The organism is Oceanobacillus manasiensis (assembly GCF_000724085.1).
Lineage (GTDB): Bacteria > Bacillota > Bacilli > Bacillales > Amphibacillaceae > Oceanobacillus_B > Oceanobacillus_B manasiensis.
Genome location: NZ_CCDL010000004.1, coordinates 154,090 through 173,620, shown reverse-complemented (window position 1 = coordinate 173,620; position 19,531 = coordinate 154,090). Strand labels below are relative to the sequence as shown.

The 19,531-nt window shown below is 37.3% G+C and carries 21 protein-coding genes and 1 pseudogene; 16 read left to right on the top strand and 6 right to left on the bottom strand.

Annotated features, from left to right (window positions below; genetic code table 11):
- The first annotated feature begins 47 nt into the window (after positions 1-47).
- From BN985_RS17585 to BN985_RS17540, 9 genes and pseudogenes are all read left to right on the top strand, one after another.
- Entirely contained in the window at positions 48-1,319 is a 1,272-nt protein-coding gene (locus tag BN985_RS17585) for a helix-turn-helix domain-containing protein (RefSeq protein WP_042225332.1), read from the top strand.
- Positions 1,320-1,339: 20 nt separating this feature from the next.
- Positions 1,340-1,477 (top strand): hypothetical protein, encoded by a 138-nt coding sequence (locus BN985_RS19145; RefSeq protein ID WP_156960162.1) that lies wholly within the window; start codon positions 1,340-1,342, stop codon positions 1,475-1,477.
- A gap of 521 nt (positions 1,478-1,998) precedes the next feature.
- Positions 1,999-3,519 (top strand): sodium/proline symporter PutP, encoded by a 1,521-nt coding sequence (gene putP / locus BN985_RS17575; RefSeq protein ID WP_042225193.1) that lies wholly within the window; start codon positions 1,999-2,001, stop codon positions 3,517-3,519.
- Between the two features lie 243 nt (positions 3,520-3,762).
- Positions 3,763-4,053 (top strand): Asp-tRNA(Asn)/Glu-tRNA(Gln) amidotransferase subunit GatC, encoded by a 291-nt coding sequence (gene gatC / locus BN985_RS17570; protein WP_042225192.1) that lies wholly within the window; start codon positions 3,763-3,765, stop codon positions 4,051-4,053.
- Between the two features lie 12 nt (positions 4,054-4,065).
- Positions 4,066-5,532 (top strand): Asp-tRNA(Asn)/Glu-tRNA(Gln) amidotransferase subunit GatA, encoded by a 1,467-nt coding sequence (gene gatA, locus BN985_RS17565; RefSeq protein WP_042225191.1) that lies wholly within the window; start codon positions 4,066-4,068, stop codon positions 5,530-5,532.
- A complete protein-coding gene (gatB, locus tag BN985_RS17560) occupies positions 5,532-6,962 on the top strand; it encodes an Asp-tRNA(Asn)/Glu-tRNA(Gln) amidotransferase subunit GatB (protein WP_042225189.1) in 1,431 nt (476 codons plus the stop codon). Before gatA ends, gatB begins: the two co-directional genes overlap by 1 nt.
- A gap of 186 nt (positions 6,963-7,148) precedes the next feature.
- The gene (locus tag BN985_RS17555) at positions 7,149-8,048 is read left to right on the top strand and encodes a diacylglycerol kinase (RefSeq protein ID WP_042225188.1); all 900 of its coding nucleotides are present in this window, start codon (positions 7,149-7,151) and stop codon (positions 8,046-8,048) included.
- Between the two features lie 431 nt (positions 8,049-8,479).
- A complete protein-coding gene (gene rlmD / locus BN985_RS17550) occupies positions 8,480-9,862 on the top strand; it encodes a 23S rRNA (uracil(1939)-C(5))-methyltransferase RlmD (RefSeq protein ID WP_042225186.1) in 1,383 nt (460 codons plus the stop codon).
- A 388-nt stretch (positions 9,863-10,250) separates the two neighbouring features.
- Positions 10,251-10,448, top strand: a pseudogene (locus BN985_RS17540) (ATP-binding protein); the annotation flags it as partial.
- Between the two features lie 122 nt (positions 10,449-10,570).
- On the opposite strand, the gene BN985_RS17535 reads toward BN985_RS17540, so the two are convergent.
- The 3 genes from BN985_RS17535 to BN985_RS17525 form a co-directional block, all read right to left on the bottom strand.
- Positions 10,571-10,819 (bottom strand): glutaredoxin family protein, encoded by a 249-nt coding sequence (locus BN985_RS17535; RefSeq protein WP_042225183.1) that lies wholly within the window; start codon positions 10,817-10,819, stop codon positions 10,571-10,573.
- Positions 10,820-10,889: 70 nt separating this feature from the next.
- On the bottom strand, positions 10,890-11,453 hold the full coding sequence (locus BN985_RS17530; RefSeq protein ID WP_232225613.1) for a peptidoglycan recognition protein family protein: 564 nt from the start codon (positions 11,451-11,453) through the stop codon (positions 10,890-10,892).
- Between the two features lie 59 nt (positions 11,454-11,512).
- Positions 11,513-11,671, bottom strand: a complete 159-nt coding sequence (locus BN985_RS17525; RefSeq protein WP_084157619.1) for a YvrJ family protein — start codon at positions 11,669-11,671, stop codon at positions 11,513-11,515.
- A gap of 170 nt (positions 11,672-11,841) precedes the next feature.
- Here BN985_RS17525 and BN985_RS17520 point away from each other — a divergent pair, with 170 nt between their 5' ends.
- The 7 genes from BN985_RS17520 (at position 11,842) to BN985_RS17495 (ending at position 16,347) form a co-directional block, all read left to right on the top strand.
- A complete protein-coding gene (locus BN985_RS17520; protein ID WP_042225181.1) occupies positions 11,842-12,414 on the top strand; it encodes an RNA polymerase sigma factor in 573 nt (190 codons plus the stop codon).
- On the top strand, positions 12,411-12,629 hold the full coding sequence (locus BN985_RS17515; protein WP_232225612.1) for a hypothetical protein: 219 nt from the start codon (positions 12,411-12,413) through the stop codon (positions 12,627-12,629). The genes BN985_RS17520 and BN985_RS17515 overlap by 4 nt, the downstream gene beginning before the upstream one ends.
- Before the next feature lie 56 nt (positions 12,630-12,685).
- Entirely contained in the window at positions 12,686-14,014 is a 1,329-nt protein-coding gene (locus BN985_RS17510; RefSeq protein WP_052360741.1) for a peptidoglycan-binding domain-containing protein, read from the top strand.
- Between the two features lie 163 nt (positions 14,015-14,177).
- On the top strand, positions 14,178-14,483 hold the full coding sequence (locus tag BN985_RS17505; protein ID WP_042225180.1) for a hypothetical protein: 306 nt from the start codon (positions 14,178-14,180) through the stop codon (positions 14,481-14,483).
- Between the two features lie 284 nt (positions 14,484-14,767).
- Positions 14,768-14,878: an IS66 family insertion sequence element accessory protein TnpA gene (tnpA, locus tag BN985_RS19615; protein WP_408634708.1), complete on the top strand. Its 111-nt coding sequence runs from the start codon at positions 14,768-14,770 to the stop codon at positions 14,876-14,878.
- 174 nt (positions 14,879-15,052) lie between these two features.
- Entirely contained in the window at positions 15,053-15,238 is a 186-nt protein-coding gene (gene tnpB, locus BN985_RS19610; protein WP_084157617.1) for an IS66 family insertion sequence element accessory protein TnpB, read from the top strand.
- Between the two features lie 878 nt (positions 15,239-16,116).
- A complete protein-coding gene (locus BN985_RS17495; RefSeq protein ID WP_042225179.1) occupies positions 16,117-16,347 on the top strand; it encodes a hypothetical protein in 231 nt (76 codons plus the stop codon).
- 235 nt (positions 16,348-16,582) lie between these two features.
- Here BN985_RS17495 and BN985_RS17490 read toward each other — a convergent pair whose 3' ends face one another.
- From BN985_RS17490 to BN985_RS17480, 3 genes are all read right to left on the bottom strand, one after another.
- Positions 16,583-17,962, bottom strand: coding sequence for an FAD-binding oxidoreductase (locus tag BN985_RS17490; protein WP_042225325.1), 1,380 nt, complete (start codon positions 17,960-17,962; stop codon positions 16,583-16,585).
- Positions 17,963-18,147: 185 nt separating this feature from the next.
- Positions 18,148-18,825: an LbetaH domain-containing protein gene (locus BN985_RS17485; protein ID WP_042225177.1), complete on the bottom strand. Its 678-nt coding sequence runs from the start codon at positions 18,823-18,825 to the stop codon at positions 18,148-18,150.
- A 243-nt stretch (positions 18,826-19,068) separates the two neighbouring features.
- A complete protein-coding gene (locus BN985_RS17480) occupies positions 19,069-19,524 on the bottom strand; it encodes an 8-oxo-dGTP diphosphatase (RefSeq protein WP_042225176.1) in 456 nt (151 codons plus the stop codon).
- Positions 19,525-19,531 lie beyond the last annotated feature (7 nt).

Here is a 19,531-nt window from a genome sequence, read left to right as displayed (position 1 = left end):
AAGACTACAGAAGTCATTAACTATTAGTAGAGGATAGGGTGGGTGAATTGATAGAAATAGGATCCTTTATCAAGCTACAACGTACTAAACAAGAAATGACACAGGGAGATTTGGCTAAAGGTATCGTTTCATTGTCCTATTTATCAAAAATTGAGAATCTGAAAACAGAGGCAAGTCCAGAAATCATTCAAATGCTTTGCACACGTTTGGGGATTCAAATCGATAATTCACTCGATGCAACGATCCAAGAAAAGTGCAAAAAATGGTACAGCATGCTTTTTGAAGTGAATGATAAGAAGGAGATCATCGCTACATACAACGAGATACAGAATTTAATGGATACCAACCTTACTGAAAGCCTACTTTTATTCGAAATTCACAAGATTAGGTATTATTTAATTTTAGGGGATATTGACGAAGCCTTGAATAAGATTAATGATTTAAATGACATTTCAGGAACATTTGACAACCTGCATTTGTTTTATTGGAATAAGTTTAGAGGGAATTATCATTCTGTTATTGGTGATTTTAGTAATGCGATGCATTTTTACAACCTATCAGAAGAAAAGCTGAATAAGGTGGAGTTAGAAGAACAAGAAACAGCTGATCTTCAATATACGATCGGAGTAACACATAGTAAATTAAGAAATACATTAGAGGCAATTGACTATTCAAATAAGGCTCTAGAAGTATATATGAAACAATATAATTTTATTCGTTGTGCGCAATGTCATATCATTCTGGGTATTTCTTACAGAAGAATAAGAATGTACAAAAAAGCTATTAAAAATTTCAATCTAGCTTTACATTTAGGTGAACTTAATAATAATAACGAGATAAAGTTATTGACACATCAAAATCTTGGATATCTTTATTCAACAAAGGATGATTCAAAAGAAGCAATCAGACATTTTCAAGAAGTGATAAATGATGAAAATGCACAATTAATTGATACCTTAAACTCTGTAGGATCTCTTATGAGAGAATATTATAATATTAAAGATTTTGGGAATACTAGAAAGTTTATAGATCAAGGAATAGACTTAATTAGAAGATATAGTGTGAAAAGCCCGTACAGGGAACTTTATTACTACGTTATCAATACGTATGATTATTTACTTAAAGAAGAGCATGATAAATTTGAAAACTTGGTTACAAAAGAATTTATCCCTTATTTACAGAAAAACAAGGACTACGCAAATCTTAGTGTCTATTCAGAGTTGTTAGCAAAACACTTTGAAAAAGTTTCTAAGTACAAAAACGCTTCGAAATATTACCGAGTGGCTAACTTTGCCTATAAGCAAATTACTAATATATGACCCATAAAGGAGGGATTTATATGAAAAAAATTATTTCTGGACTTGCTATAGGAGCAGTACTTTTATCTGGTTATTTTTTCACCCAACAAGAAGATTTAGCTTTTGTTGGTGAAAGAGAGCCAAGCGTACTTTCAATTCAAAAAACCAACCTATTTTAATTAGTCTTAGTAATTCTTTATAAGAGTTATCAGTAATTTTTTAATACCCTATTACAAATATGATAGATTTGCCTAGGATAGTGTGGAAACTTTCCTAGGCGTTTTTTTATTCGTTTCCCTATACAAAGAAATAAAAAATATTTGTTACACAAATTTGCTGTATAATAAAGAATTTAGACGGGATAGTGTAAATATGTACCTATACTTGTATTAATTTCATGAGAACTTAATATATGAGGTATAAACATGATATATGTAATTATACGAAGTTTGATTGCTCTAAAAATGAAGCCATGCAAAGGATCATGGGTATTTGAGCGCTTGAAAAGTAACTTGATATATGAAACCATAGTCATTGTGTTTTGTTTCAACGAGGAACAAATGGTAGTACGGAAACGAAAGGGGAGCAATACATGGAATATGCAATAACAGGGGCAACATGGTTTTGGCTGTTTGTGCCAATGCCGATTGTACTCTTGGCATCCGTTATCACAATGTTTACAGAGAGGGGAAAGTAAAACGTGGGTCTAACAACACTAATAACTTTTATCGTATATCTACTAGGAATGCTTGTAATTGGACTAATCATGTACCGCATGACAAATAATTTATCAGATTATGTACTCGGAGGTCGCAATCTTGGACCAGGGGTTGCTGCATTAAGTGCAGGTGCTTCAGATATGAGTGGCTGGTTATTACTTGGTTTGCCAGGAGCAATTTATGCATCAGGAATGTCAGAGGCATGGATGGCAATCGGGCTTGCGGTTGGAGCCTATTTAAATTGGCAATTTGTCGCAAAACGTCTACGTGTTTATACAGAGGTAGCAAACAATTCAATCACAATCCCAGACTTTTTGGAAAACCGCTTTAAAGATAAATCTCACATACTCCGTGTTATTTCCGCACTTGTTATACTGTTATTTTTCACATTCTATACATCTTCAGGTATGGTGGCAGGAGCCAAGCTTTTTGAGGCGTCTTTTGGCCTCAGCTATGATGCCGCATTATGGATAGGGACGATCGTCGTCGTATCTTATACATTGCTTGGAGGTTTTCTTGCTGTAGCATGGACTGATTTCTTCCAAGGAATCCTTATGTTTTTAGCACTTATTGTGGTGCCAATTGTTGCACTAAATCAAATGGGTGGTTGGTCAGATGCAGTACAAGCTGTGGGCGAAATTGATCCAAGTCATCTAAATATGGTTCAAGGCGTCGGCATTATGGCGATTATTTCATCCCTTGCATGGGGCTTAGGATATTTTGGTCAGCCACATATCATCGTACGCTTTATGGCACTCCGTTCACCAAAAGATGTATCAAAGGCGAAGCTTATCGGGACTACTTGGATGATCCTTGGCTTATATGGTGCTATTTTTACCGGTTTTGTCGGTCTTGCTTTTATAAGTACACAGGATGTCACTGTATTAAGTAACTTTGGAATACAGGTGACTACCGAAAATGGATTACAGGTGCTGGCAGATCCAGAAAAAATCTTTATTGCTTTTTCTCAGATTCTGTTCCACCCAGTTGTTGCTGGTGTTCTCTTAGCAGCGATCCTTTCAGCTATTATGAGTACCATTGATTCACAGCTGCTTGTATCATCATCCGCAGTGGCAGAAGACTTTTACAAAGCATTTTTCCGTAAGAAAGCAAGTGGAAAAGAGCTTGTATGGATTGGAAGGGGAGCGACAATCATCATTGCGCTAATAGCTGCACTAATTGCAATGAACCCTGAAAGCTCTGTACTAGATCTTGTAAGTTATGCTTGGGCTGGTTTCGGTGCAGCATTTGGTCCAATCATACTCCTTTCCTTATTATGGAAGGGAATTACTCGGAACGGTGCACTAGCTGGTATATTAGTAGGTGCCATCACAGTAATAGTCTGGGGAGATGTTCTCTCAGGTGGAATATTCGATTTATACGAAATTGTACCAGGGTTTATCATCAATCTTTTAGTAACCATCTTGGTTAGTTTGTTTAGCTCCAACAAGCCAGAGGTTGCAAGTGAATTTGATATAGCAAAAGCAAAAATGAAGGAATAAGTTTAAAAGGGTCGTCTCTTTTCTATAATAAAGAGGCGGCCCTTTATAAATTAGGTGATCTACTACAATAGCTAAGATTTTAACGGTGCTCTGCGCTTTTGTAACATATTTGATTATGGGTGGCTGGTTCTGCTATTATCAATAGTGTTATACTTAGAATTAAGACAGGTATGTACTTACAGGTTTTACACGAAGATGTAAATAATGAAAAACATAATAAATAGAAAGAGGGAGGGCTAGTTCATGGCAGATATCACTAAGGAACAAGTAAAACATGTTGCGCATTTGGCAAGGCTTGCCGTAACAGACGAAGAAGTGGACAAGTTTACCGAACAGTTAAGCTCTATTATCACGTATGCTGAACAGCTAAATGAACTGGATACAGACGGGGTAGAACCAACGACTCACGTACTAGACTTGAAAAACGTGTTGCGTAAGGACGAGCCAAAGGAATGGATCACACAGGAAGAAGCATTGAAGAACGCTCCTGATAAAAAAGATGGCCATTACCGTGTACCATCAATCTTGGAGTAGGGAGGGAAATACATGTCATTATTTGATTACACAATAAAAGAGTTAGAAGAAAAGCTACATAATAAGGAAATAACCATTGAAGAGCTTGTTGATACTTCGTATAAAAGAATTAATGAGGTAGATAGCGAAGTACATGCTTTTTTAACATTAAATGAAGAAGCAGCCCGCAAGCAGGCGAAAGAACTAGATGCCGCAGAGGATAAATCTGCAGCTCTATTCGGTATGCCAAGCGGAATTAAGGATAATATCGTTACAAAAGCATTACGCACTACTTGTGCAAGTCAATTCCTCGACAATTTTGACGACCCTTTATACAACGCAACTGTTGTTGAAAAGCTAAATAAAGAAAATACCATTACAATTGGAAAACTAAATATGGATGAATTTGCGATGGGCTCATCCAATGAGAATTCCAGCTATGATCCTACACGAAATCCTTGGAACACGGATTATGTACCAGGTGGTTCTAGCGGTGGTTCAGCTGCAGCGGTAGCAGCAGGGGAAGTATTATTTTCACTTGGTTCTGATACTGGTGGCTCTATTCGACAGCCTGCAGCTTTCTGTGGTGTGGTTGGATTAAAACCAACTTATGGTCGTGTATCTCGTTTTGGATTGGTTGCCTTTGCTTCTTCTCTCGACCAAATTGGACCAATCACTCGATCAGTAGAAGACAGTGCACGTGTGCTGGAAGTCATTGCTGGCCATGATCCAATGGATTCTACTAGTGCGAACGTTGAAGTACCAGCATATACAGAGTCACTTACGAATGATGTAAAAGGCTTGAAAATTGCAGTTCCAGAAGAATATCTAAGTGAAGGGGTAACCCCTGAAGTACGTGAGTCTGTTATGGAAGCACTTAAAGTATATGAAGACTTAGGCGCTACATGGGAAAAGGTTTCCTTGCCACATTCGAAGTATGCTGTAGCTACCTATTATCTGATTTCTTCCTCTGAGGCTTCTGCTAACCTTGCTCGCTTTGACGGAGTTCGTTATGGTGTACGTTCTGAGAATGCAGACAATATGATCGATATGTTCAAAAAATCCCGTAGTGAAGGATTTGGTGATGAAGTAAAACGCCGGATTATGCTTGGTACGTTTGCACTTAGCTCCGGTTACTATGATGCTTATTATAAAAAAGCGCAAAAAGTGCGTACATTAATTAAAAATGACTTTGATAAAATCTTTGAAGATTATGACGTTGTAATTGGCCCGACTGCACCGACACCGGCATTTAAAGTCGGCGAAAAAGTGGACGATCCTTTAACAATGTATGCGAATGATATTTTAACCATCCCAGTAAACCTTGCTGGTGTACCGGGTATCTCCGTGCCATGTGGTTTCTCTGAAAAGGGATTACCAATTGGCCTACAAATCATCGGGAAGCATTTTGATGAAAGTACCGTTTTCCGTGCTGCCCATGCATTTGAAAAAGTAACAGATCATCATACGAAACGACCTCAACTGGGAGGTGCCAAATAATGAACTTTGAAACAATCATTGGCTTAGAGGTACACGTTGAATTAAAAACAGATTCAAAAATTTTCAGCCCAAGTACAAATGAATTTGGAACAAATCCAAATACGAACGTAAACCCAACTGATCTAGGTTATCCAGGGGTGCTACCTGTACTCAATGAACAGGCTGTAAACTTTGCAATGAAGGCTGCGATGGCATTAAATTGTGAGATTGCTACAGATACGAAATTTGATCGAAAAAACTATTTCTATCCGGATAATCCAAAGGCATATCAGATCTCTCAATTTGATAAGCCAATTGGTGAAAATGGCTGGATCGAAATTGAAGTAAACGGCAAGAAAAAACGTATCGGGATTACCCGTCTGCATATAGAAGAAGATGCAGGAAAACTAACGCACGGAGACGATGGCTACTCCTATGTGGACTTTAACCGTCAAGGAACACCGCTTGTAGAGATCGTATCAGAACCTGACATGCGTTCACCTGAAGAGGCATATGCCTATCTTGAAAAGCTAAAAAGCATTATCCAGTACACTGGTGTATCTGATGTGAAGATGGAGGAAGGCTCACTGCGTTGTGATGCCAATATTTCATTGCGTCCAATCGGGCAGGAACAATTCGGTACAAAAGCTGAATTGAAAAACTTAAACTCCTTCAGCTATGTACAAAAAGGGCTGGAGTTTGAAGAAAAACGCCAAGAGAAGGAACTACTTACAGGTGGAGAAATTTTGCAGGAAACTCGTCGTTATGACGAAAAAACAAAAGAAACTATTCTTATGCGTGTAAAAGAAGGTTCTGATGACTATCGTTACTTCCCAGAACCAGACTTAGTGCCACTTTACATCGATGAAGCCTGGAAGGAACGCATTCGTAGTGAGATCCCTGAGCTTCCGGATGCGAGAAAAGCGCGTTATATCGAGCAGCTAGGGCTGTCAGAATATGATGCAGCTGTCTTAACAAGTTCCAAGCAAATGGCTGATTTCTTTGAGAAAGCTGTTAATAATGGAGCAGATATGAAGCAAGTATCCAACTGGTTGATGGGAGAAGTATCTGCTTATATGAACAAGCATTATAAGGAATTAGACGAATTGGCCATTACACCGACGTCTTTAGCTAAAATGATTAACTTAATTGAAGATGGCACTATTTCATCTAAAATTGCGAAGAAAGTATTCGCTGAGTTAGTTGAAAATGGTGGCGACCCAGAACAAGTTGTAAAAGATAAAGGACTTGTGCAAATCTCTGACGAGGGACAGTTACGTGAGATCATCTCTAACGTTCTTGCAGATAACGAACAATCCATTATTGATTATAAAAATGGTAAAGACAAAGCTGTGAAGTTCTTAGTTGGTCAAGTGATGAAAGCTACAAAAGGGCAGGCAAACCCACCAATGGTAAATAAAATTTTGCAAGAAGAACTAGACAAAAAATAGATCCTAACTACTACTGGACTGCCATCAAGCGATTTCCTTTTCTTGATGGTAGTCCGAATTTTTATCAAGACCCCTTTTCAAATCGTGAGAAAAGGTCTATGATATTGGTTGGACTAGAAAATAAAAAATAGTGACCATTATATATAGCAATGGCCCTGCACACATGTAGCAATGGGGGGAAAACAAATGAAGAAAGCAAGAATCATTTACAATCCAACTTCCGGAAGAGAGGCATTCAAAAAGGAATTGCCTTACGTCCTAGAAAAGCTGGAGACTGCCGGTTATGAAACTTCTGCACATGCAACCACCTGTGAAGGTGATGCAATTGAGGCAGCAAAAGCAGCTGTAGAGAGAGGATATGAACTAGTTGTAGCCGCAGGTGGAGATGGAACCATTAACGAAGTGATTAATGGCATAGCAGAACAAGATCACCGGCCAAAGTTGGGAATCATACCAGTCGGAACAACTAATGACTTTGCTAGAGCACTAAATATCCCTCGTGATATTAAAAAAGCAGCTGATATTATCGTAAACGGCAGAACCAAGTTTTTGGATATTGGGAAAGTAAATGATTACTTCTTTATGAACATTGCCGGTGGCGGGAAGCTAACAGAATTAACCTATGAAGTACCGAGTAAACTGAAAACCATGCTTGGCCAGCTTGCATATTATATGAAAGGGATAGAAATGCTGCCATCCCTTAAACCAACGAGAGTTAAAATTGAGTATGATGGAAATATATTTGATGAGGATATTATGCTATTCCTCGTTGCCAACACAAACTCTATCGGTGGATTTGAAAAGCTAGCACCTGTAGCTAGCATGGATGATGGTTATTTTGACCTTCTTATATTAAAAAAAGCAAACCTAGCAGAATTTATCCGGATCGCAACACTTGCACTTCGTGGGGCCCATTTGGAAGATAAGCATGTCATTTATACAAAAGCAAAGCATATTAAAGTAAGCCCAGAAGAAAAAATGCAGCTTAACATTGATGGAGAGTTTGGGGGATTACTTCCAGGAGAGTTCATCAACTTGCAGCAGCATATTGAATTCTATGTGCCAGATGATTTTACAACTGAGTGATTATTAGAAAGAAGATTACGCTATAAGTAGTCTTCTTTTTAAAAGTTAAAAAAGATAAGCGTCCTATAATTTTTCTAACACAAACAGCCACGTCTAGCTTCCAGCGCCCAGAGACTAGCGCGACTTCCCTCACCTCCGTACGATAAGTCTACATCACCTCCCAAGGTAAAAGAAGGTCGACTAAAACCGGCCTTGCCGGCCAACGTCGACATACCCCTTATGCAGGGGCATGTTTCCTTTATCTCCTACGGCTCAGTCCAGTCCGTACGTGGGCCCGGAGGATCCGGGTCATGCCGACGTTGCCCCAGGACGGGGCGAACTTAGTCGGCCTTCATTAAAACGGTCGCTTGCGCTTTTGGATTGAAAATGTGATTCCAGTAGAAGATATGATAAGATAGATCCACATACTATGAACGTAAAGGAAGATAGAAATGGCAAAACAGGCAGTACCTGTAAAGAAAAATGAAACAATAACCTTAACTTTCGAAGATCTTACCCATGAAGGCAATGGAGTAGGCAAGGTGGACGGCTATCCCTTGTTTGTTCCCCATGGCCTTCCTGGAGAAGAAGCAACAGTGAAAGTAATAAAGGTAAACAAGAACTTCGGCTTCGGTAAACTATTAGATGTCAAAAATCCCAGCGATCAGCGAGTAGAGCCACCTTGTAATGTGTATTATCAATGCGGAGGCTGTCAGCTCCAACATATGAGCTATGACCTGCAGCTACAAATGAAGCAAAACCAGGTGAAAAGTGTTATGCGTAAAATAGCTCATCTTGACCATGTGCCAGTTCATCCTACACTAGGAATGGAAGACCCTTGGCGCTATCGTAACAAGGTGCAAATGCCAGTTGGCGAGCATGATGGCGAATTAATTACTGGATTTTATCGCAAGCGTAGCCATGACATTATTTCAGAGATGGAAACCTGTGTTATTCAGGACGAGCTAAATGACCGTTCTGTACATGCAGTACGAAGAATAGCAAATCGTCTAGGCATTAAAGCATATGATGAAAAGGCTGACCGTGGTGTCCTGCGCCATATTATGGTTCGAACTGGAAGAGAAACTAATGAAACGATGATCGTGCTCATCACTCGAACCGACAAACTTCCACACCAAGAGGAATTAATTCGTGAGTTAACGGAAACGTTCCCCCATGTTAAATCCATCGTTCATAACGTGAACAATAAACGTACCAATGTGATCCTTGGAAGAAAGACAAAGGTTATTTGGGGAGAGGAATATATTTACGATACGATCGGCGACATCAAATTTGCTATTTCAGCTAAATCCTTTTATCAAGTAAATCCTCCACAGACAAAGGTGCTTTATGACAAAGCGTTAGAATATGCACAGATTGGCGCAGACGACACAGTGGTGGATGCCTATTGTGGAATTGGAACGATCTCCTTATTCCTCGCACAGCAAGCCAAGAAAGTGTACGGTGTTGAAGTAGTGCCAGAAGCGATCAGTGATGCCAAAATGAACGCGGAGCTAAATGGCATTACAAATGCAGAATTCGTTGTAGGAGAAGCAGAAAAGGTCATGCCTTGGTGGAAAGCACAAGGACTACGTCCAGACGTTATCGTCGTCGACCCACCGCGCAAAGGCTGTGAAGTAGACTTCCTGCAGGCCATGATTGGAATGGAACCAAAACGGATTGTATATGTTTCTTGTAATCCATCTACGTTAGCGAGGGACTTGAGAATCTTGGAAGATGGCGGTTATGAAACAAAAGAAGTTCAACCTGTTGATATGTTCCCGCAAACTAATCATGTGGAGTGTGTTACTGTTCTAGAGAAGAAAGTTGTCTAACTAAAATAAACACCTGACATTCAAAATAAACATTTGCTATTTCGACCCTGATTTCGTAAAAATAAACATTTGCGATTTCGGGGTCTTTTCATGTCTAATCCCTTGCCCTGCCTATCCTTTCTCGATTTTATTCTTTCTTCCATTCTCGCAAGACTTTATTCCAAATACGGAAAAAATGGTGAAAAAACAGGTGAAAAAGAGGCCAAAAACGTCCAAAATGGGGGTTCCGTAGCACAACTTTATTTTAACTGGAACGGTGGAATGCGGGTTGGAGGTGAGTAAAAAAATTGATGTTTATTTTAATTTCACAAAAAGTGTCTTACTAAAATAAACATCTGACAATGATAATAAACATTTGCTTTTCTGACTCTGATATCGTAAAACTGAAAATTTGCGATTCGGGGTCTTTCCCCATGAACGAAGTTCTATCATTCTGAAGTCTAATAAAGGACCAGAAAATTGTGGAGCGTTACTTGGCGACCAAAGAATCGCTACGGCGATTTTAGATCGCCTTCTCCACCGTTCTTAAGTGCTGCATTTTGAAGGTACTAGTCATAGAATTAAATACCGTGAAACTCTGTTTTAAACAGAAAGTGTTCAAAACTACTTGACGTTACAATGTGCATAAGAACTTTTTTGATAATACCTTTATAAGATGACTCCATTTCCATAATAGATAATAAAAGAGACAGAATATCACTGTCTCTTCTATGACTTACTTATTTCTAATATTTTTTCTTTACTGCTTTTGCGAATCCCCTTTAGTGTTAATTCTGACCCATTTTCCAATTCTATTATAGTTGTTGGAGTCATACGCAATCCTCTGTCAATAAACTCTTTTCTGTAATGGCTAGTAGAGATATTACGATTCTCATAAATTATATTGTTTTCGTCTAACCACTTTTTAAAGCTCTTGCAGGGTGGACAATTCTGTTGTGTATAGACTATTAGTTTCAAATTATCAACTCCTTTTATGAATTAAGCAATCGAACATATTCTGTATTACTAGTGATATACAGACCACTTTTTAATTGATACATTTGGGAACCATCACTGTTAAAGCAGAGTTAATAGTGAACACTTCCCCTTGCTTAACCGTTATATATCTAGCTTCCCAATCCGGTTGATCGTATACCCATAATTCAAATGCTATTACCTCTAGTAATCTACCTTTTACTTCTGGAGAACCACCAAGTTCATCAATGAATTCATTCCAATTAGATAGTAAATTGCATGGGCAGTTTTTGTTTGTCCAATAGTTGTGCGTTGTGACATTTTCTGTAGTAAAATTTAATTCTTCCATTAACATGAATATTAGTTCTATGGCATTGGCTCTTGTCGCATTAAAGTCTCCATAGGAATTAACACATAACTCTATACTTAAAGAAGAATGGTTCCCTTCTCTTCCTGAATGCCGACCAACTTCATCGATCGGTAGATGTTGATAGGCTTCAGTATCATCCACAGTAAAGTGCCAAGAAAGCTCTCTTTCTTGTGCATCGGATCCTTTTACGTAAATGGAATGCATTTCAGCATTCGCCCCAACATCCGTATTGTCAGTCTCATGAACAGTAATAGAAGTTGGAGTCAACGAAGCTCCTGGACGGTTACTGTTTGATTCTGGGATAAAGTCCTCAATTATTCTAATTTTTATCTCCTTTTTTGATTTTGATTGCTAACCGCTAAGTTCATAATGGCCATGGTTAAACTATCAATGCGTCTTTCAAAACGAAACAGCAAATAAATTCCAATTGTGACCGGGAATCCATAGTTAAATAAGAGTTCTGCCCATCGAGGCAGTTCTTCCATATAACCAACCTCCTTTTTATATAAAGAAAAAGTAAAATCATAAAAACAACTTTTTTTACAATTAAATTCATAGTAAAATTTGATTTAAGAACATACGTTCTGTGGTTTATTTTTCCTTTAGTATATTTCTTTTAATAATATGGGGTGAAAAAATAGAAAGGGGTTATTTAATGTGGGAGTCAGAAAGAACATTTACAAGTTACCTTGAAAACAACAAACAATTCTTCAGAAATCCCATTATAAAATCATTTTTAGAACAGGATCAAAATAAAGCATTAGTCAAAAAAGCAATAGAAGAACAAGACGCAGCTTCCTCCAAAATACTAGATTATAACTTTGAAGAATTTTACATGAAAGTCAGGTTAATAGATTATACGGATAAACTATCGAGACATTATGTGAAAACGTATGATCAACAAAAAAGAAAAAAACACCACGAGCTAACATTGGATAAACCTTTTACAGATGAGAATAATCTGTCAGTAAAAGATTCAATTCCAAGTCCTCATTTATCTATGGAAGATTTGACTTCATATAATATTGAAGATTTTCTTCCATCTGAACACCTAAAAAATATCTACCAATCTTTTAGTAATAAGAAAAAAAGAATTTTACATCTATTTGTTTTTCATGATTTAACCAATATCGAGATAGCTAGTCGGTTAAATTGTTCTCCTCAAAACGTTTCTAAATTGAAGAAAAAATCTTTAACCGAGTTAAGGGAAGGATGGGAATTTGATTGAATGTAGATAAATCAAAAATCACTATGGAAGTACTAGAGTCTATGAGAGGCCGAATTGAACATGGTTTACGACAAACAGAATATCAAAACAGAGATGATCTGAGGCAAGATATATTCCTCAGAGTTATAAATGTTGCTGATAAAATGGAGCCAATTTCATTTTGGGATTTTAAAGAAAAACAAGAAAAAAATGAAAAACATCAAAAAAGTGGTTGATTATTGGTTTGTTGTTTTTCTTTAAATAGTAGAACAAATAAAAGGAGGAATTTTTAATGAGTATTGATAACAGAGTAATAACAGAGGATTCACCACGGAGATTTGTAACAACATTGCAAAGACAGTTAGTACGTGAGAATCCAAGTGCTTTGCCACTTCATGGCATTGATGGAGAATATGGTCCAGAAACAGAAGATTGGGTTCGCCGATTTCAAGAACGTAAAGGTTTAACAGTTGATGGAATTGCAGGACCAGAAACACTCGGAAGATTAAGGAATGATATTATTTACCGTCCTGGCGATTCAGGTAATGGCGTAGAATTGCTTCAAGAAGATTTAATGTACTTTACAGTTGATTTATCCCCTTATGGTGCAGATGGAGATTATGGTGGAATCACAGAACAAGGAGTGAAAGACTTTCAATTCTTTAATTCATTAGTTGTGGATGGAGTTGCAGGACCTGATACTTTCTATAAAATTGATGAGTTATATGAAACAATTCTTATTCAACAAGGAGATGAAGGGGCACATGTACGTCGTATTCAAACGCAACTTAATGAGCAAGAGGAAGTTAACCTTTCCATTAGTGTTGATGGAATTTATGGATTAGAAACGGTAGGTGCGATTGAAGAATTTCAAGAAGCTGTGGAGATACATGTCGATGGAATTGTTGGTCCTATCACCATGAATGCACTTGATGTGGAAGCTTATCATCCTTATGGTGATGAACAGCTTGAAGAAATTGCAAACCAATATGGTTTTTATTCGATGGAATTAAGTGATGATGATATAAAGCGTTATGTAGAAATCCTTGTAGAAGATAGTGATTTTCAAGAAAATTCACCAGAAGGTGCTCTAGCAGATGTAGACAACAGTGAAGCTTCAGTTATTTTGACTAACTCAAATAATACACAAGGAGTAGTCGAAGTAAGAGGAACATTTGTAGATATTAACGGTTATATGTTCACAGGATTTATTGATCTAGAATCTGAAAATATAATTACTTTTTCAGTGGCAGAGTCTCTTGGAGGGACGTATACTGATCAAGTATTGCTTCAAACATACAACGCAGACGGTGAACTAATTAATTCTGAAACTACATGGCTAGACATGGTTTATGATAATTTAGAAAGAAGAATCGCCTTATCTAAGGCAATTGATGAAAATCATTCGCAAGCAACTGCCACCGCTGTTCGTAACCTAGATATTGATGTACCAGATTGGTTTATTGAACAACTGTGTTCTCTGGCAGGTACATGGGGATGTAAGTATGCATGTGTAAAAATTTCTGGGGGAGCAGCATTTTTTGTTCCAATTGGGTGTACTCAATTATGTGGTTATATTATAGATGAGGCATTATGTGCTAATTTACCAGATCTTTTTTAAAGTGAAAAACCTTCCCGAAAATTAGATTTATTTTGAAACAACATTTAAAAACAAAAACTATCTCTATTCGATATAAACAGATAGAGGTAGTTTTGTTTATGTTTATTCCAGTAAATAAAGGGAATAAGATATTTAAATATCAAGAATGGAGGAGAGATTAAAAATGTTCGGTAATTTCTGGAGAGACTTTTATCAACTGAAGCCACGTAGTGAAAGAACGTCCTTATTTAAATTTTTAGACGCTGTAGTTGGCGTAATAGCTATAGCAATAATTGTTTACGCATTAATAGTTGACCAGCCAGCTGCTATATCAATAGTGTCTTTTTTATTTTTAATTCCATTCTTCTTTTTCGTATCATTTATAGAAGCACTTATCGATAAACGCAAACGGAACGCATTAATAACGGGATTATCTGCTTTTGTCACCTTAATAATTGCGATATTTGTAATGTTAGCTGTAAACACTTAAAGAATAGTTATATTATTAGGCGGGACTTTTTAAAGTTCACTGTCTAATTTTTATTAATAAACTCTAGAGTACACGGTCTTATTATTTACCCCCATATTAAACTTTTAGGATAGTGAAGATCGATACAAATGGGCAAGATTTTTACATAAAATATTAAGAAAGAAAGCTCATTCTTTTTCCATATATTAGATTTCTAGGGGGTAAACGTCAAATATTCTCCACATATGCAACTTAGCTTCCTGATGAGATAATCTTTACAGATTAATTTTCGAAGGAGGCTTTTTATGTCCGATAAGCTGTTAGAATGGCAGTCAAGGATGGACCAATGGCGCGAAAGTGATCTTAGCAAAGCTGCTTGGTGCCGACAAGAAAATATTATATTACTGGAAACGTAGATTTGATCAACAATCAAATAGTTCTTCAACCACAGATTGGCTTGAAATTAGTCCATCGTCTCATAACGATGCGAATGCATCCCTCGATATTAAAATAGATAAGCTATTAGTGGAAGTAAAACCACACGTTAATCGTCAACTCTTGTCTGAGGTATTACATTTACTGAAGTATTCATGATACATCCACACTACGAAAAGGTCTATTTAGCCTGTGGTCCAACGGACCTCAGGAAGTCAATTGATGGCCTAGCAATTATGGTAAAAGAAGCATTTGAACTATTCTCCCCTGCACTCTTTGTATTATGTAACCTAAATAGAGATAAGCTGAAAATTCTACAGTGGGACAATAATGGCTTTTAGCTATATTATAAACGACTAGAAACATGGGAATTTTCTTGGCCTGGCGGATCACCAAAGCATACAAAAGCCAACTCTCCACGTCAACTATGTTGGTTGCCGGATGGATTCTGTAATAGACGAAGATGAGACCGATTGTGTAGTGCAAAAAAGAAATGCAGAATTATGTACGTTTTGGTTGCACATGTCTATACTTCTATTTTGAACTACACAAAGTTAGCGTTTTTTTATTATTTTCTGCCACCATATCATATGTCATTAGCACAATAACACTTACTATGGATAGTGTAATAGGGCTGTAAGTTATCGTGCCTTCTAGAAGATAAAATAAAAAATAGTATAGCGAACACGGAGGATATTGCTCCAAGTTTAATAAGATTTATATTTCTAATTGTAATCACTCCCTTAATACCAAATTTTTCTATACTTTTCCCTTATGGTGATTAAATTAAAACATAGAAGTAGTAAAAGATAATGAATTAGAACTTTCTTTTACTACTAATTTATTTTGCTTAAAATGCAGGTTTATTCAATCTAAAGCTATTTACGGATGGACATAAGAAATAAGATAAAGTACCTCCAATTAAGATCCCTCCAAGAGCTGCTGTTATACCTAATGGACCCCCACTAAGTCCAAGTATATATGCAAGCCCTCCAGATACTGCAGATCAAAGTAAACCGTAGAGTGCAGGAAAAGTATACTTGTTGGGGAGTCTCTTAAAGTTTGGAATATATCATATACTAAATTAAAGAGGTTGCTCTGCATAAATCTATTAATAGGGTAGCCTTTTTATTTAATCTTAGAATGAATACGAAACTTTTATAAAAAGAAAACGTATATTTATGATAGGATGCAAAATTAAACAAGAGGGATGTTTTTTATGTTATGGATCTTTACGCAAAATAAACAAAGCTTAATAAACGTACACGAAGTTATGGTAAGTGGAAAAAAAGTAGTAGGAGTGATTTATGGATCTACTCTAAGCGATCATAAAGTTTTAGGGAAGTACCACTCTGAAGAAAGAGCATCAGAAATTCTACATACTATCTTTTCAGAAATTGAAGAATGGAGTGGCTCTGTGATTGTGAAATTCGCGATGCCCGAAGTATAGTTGCTAAATTGTTCAGCAAAAAAACAACTCAAGTAAAAAACGGTTCTAAAAATATATAGTGTTGATTGTTTATGGAAGGTTTTAAAATGCAATGTAGCTATTTTTTCCATAGTAAGGGAGAGCCTTTTGGAGTTCTCCCTTATTATATTGAATGGAGATAAGCCTGCTTAAATTCATTCAATTGCTTCTTAAATAGAGCAGTGCCCCTTCTTCAGAACGATAACCGTAATGCCATCTAAAACAATCTGAAACCAGACCTTTCGTTAAGTGGAGGTATACTTTGTGGATAACGGAATACATTATTTGGGTCATACTTCGTTTTTACTTTCCGGAGTCTATCAAAGTTTGTTCCATAATAAGCTCTTCCAAAGTCTCTTATATTATAATCCGGAACGTTGACATAAGATCCTTTGGAGTATGGCTTCAACATCTGGCGGGTTCTCTCTACTAAAGCAACGTTTCTCTGCTCGTCGGAAGGATCTGTCCAAGTGGCACTCCATTCAAAATAGAATTTTGGATCGCGCCAATAGAATGCTGTTGCTTTCGGAGAAATTCTACTTACTTTTCCTCCCCAGTTTAGGAAGAAGAAATTGGAATCAGATCCGGTTGCATTTTCTAAAAAATAGCGCATAGCTTTGATTGCCGCATCAGGAAATGGCTGAAAACCAAAGGTAGATGAAAATTTGTTCGCCTCATCTGTTGGTATTTGATCAGGTGGAAGGCGATTTTCCACGACAGCAGGCCAAGGTAAAGTTTGTATATTAACCTCTGATGGCGTACCAGTGGTTAACAAGGGTTGTAACAAATCAATTAACTCTGTTTTCGATCCAAGGAACAGTCCAGTTGCTTGGAGTACCCCACTTGATTTCGTGAAAACCTCTAAACTGGTGCCTAATCTATCATCAACAGAAGGAGACCACCTTTGCCAGGCCTTCACAACCTCTTCAATTTGCTCCCAAGGCCAATTAATGTCGAACACAGTTGCTTTTCTAGGAGCACGATGCACTCTGAACTTGTATTCTGTAGCTATGCCGAAATTTCCTCCGCCTCCACCACGTGAAGCCCACAAGAGGTCAGAATTATGATTTTCATCAGCTATTATTGTTCTACCTTCAGCATCCACCATTTTTACCCCAATGAGATTATCACTAGCAAGACCGATTGTGCGTTGAAGGGGACCAATTCCTCCCCCTAGTGTAAGACCAGCAATTCCGACAGTAGGGCTATCTCCAAATGGAGACATAAAGCCTCTGTCCGCCAAGGTACTGACAAGCGGTCCTACATCGATCCCAGTTTCAATAAATGCTATTTCCTTCTTACTATTTAGTCGAACTCGAGTCATGTCGCTGACATCGATGATGATGCCGTCTTTTACAACAGACATATTTCTTTCTAATGCATGACGCCCGCCCCGAGCCCGAATAGGAACATCGTTTTCTCGGGCCCATTTTATTGCATGGACCACATCATCATGTTTTTGTGCGAATACTATAACAAGTGGGTACGTGTTAGTGTATGGATTCCAATTTAGGCGCGCTTCTTCATAACCGGGGTCGCCTCTGAAGATAACTCGACCAGTCAACTTTGTTTTCGATGCGATAATTAACACCTCCATAATAAACTGTAGTACTAAAAAAATGATCAAAATATTGTATGTGAAAGTTATGAAAACGTATGGGTAGAGGCATAGATAGGTTTCTGAAAAGAAGTGTCCCGTCATTAAGCTACCCCCATCCAATAACTAACAAGAGGATCGCCAATAATCTGACGATCCTCTTCTGTACTTAATAGTTTCGAATATTAGTCATAAGAAATACCACAGGAGCAGCGGTTTTTTCCAAATAACAAATGATAGGATGCGGGTAATTCCTGATTTACACGTTGAACGTCACGTGCGAATTCCCTACTATCCTCTGGTACTCGGGGAAGTGCGTTTGCTTTCTCTTGAGAATCAATATTTGCTCCAGGTGGGATGAACCTATTAGGAGGAACCCGAACACCATTTGTTACGACTGCGTTATAAGATATAAAGGAACCTTTCCCAACGATCGCATCATACACAATAGCATTAAAACCCACAAATACTTTGTCTGCAATAAAACATGGTCCATGGACAAGTGCTCCATGAGCAATAGTGACTTGTTTTCCTATAAATATAGAGAATTCTTTTCTTCCAACTGAAATCATTCTGTTTAATAAACCATGTAGAATGACTCCGTCCTGGATATTTGTATCAGAACCTATATAAAAAGGGGTTCCTTCATCTGCGCGTATACTTACATTAGGAGCTACATAAACATTGTCTTTAATGATGACACCACCTATAACACTGGAAAATTGACTTATAAATACTGTTTTGTCAATTTTAGGATAGCGTTGAACAGGATTGAATGACGTTATAGGGCTGGGACTAATAAACGGTTTAAAAGAGTTAGAATGGTGACGAGATGAGGAGTTTTTTCCTTCTTTCTTTGACAAGTAATCACCTCCTGACTATCTATTGGCATATAATTATTCTATTCAAGTAGATTGCATTTTGAATGAGCTATCAATCATCAAAAATATAGATAGGCAGTGATTTCTAATTAAACAAAATGATAAGGTTTGATTTTCGCTATCCAGTCGCAGTTAAATAGTTTTAACTATTAAAAAGACGATCAAATTAATGATCGCCTTCAATAACTACTATAATGGTTTAAAAATTGAGGTTTTATTGAGGATTTAGAGTAGCTTTGACTGTAAAACTCCTTCTTCGGTGTGATAATGTAACTCGCTAATATTTTCTGATTCAAATACATCAAGCATCTTTTCAAAGTCATTAGCCAAATTATAATTGAATAAATCCTTCCTTTGAATCCAAAAAACATTACCTTCTTGAGAGGATTGTAGTTCACCTTCGAACTCTTTTGTTTTATAAAGCAACACAATATAACGGTCGTCTTCCATCGTCTGAAATTGTTTGATTCCACACAATACAGGAGATTTTATTGTCAAACCTGTTTCTTCATAAACTTCACGAATAACTGAATAGGAGAATGACTCTTCGTTATTCACGTGACCTCCAGGAAATGTAACGCCTGCCCAATTAGGGTTCAAGCGGTCTTGTACAAGGATTCTTCCATTATCATCATAAATCATACACATATTTGTAAAAATTGCTTTTTCACTTTTACTCATTATGGCT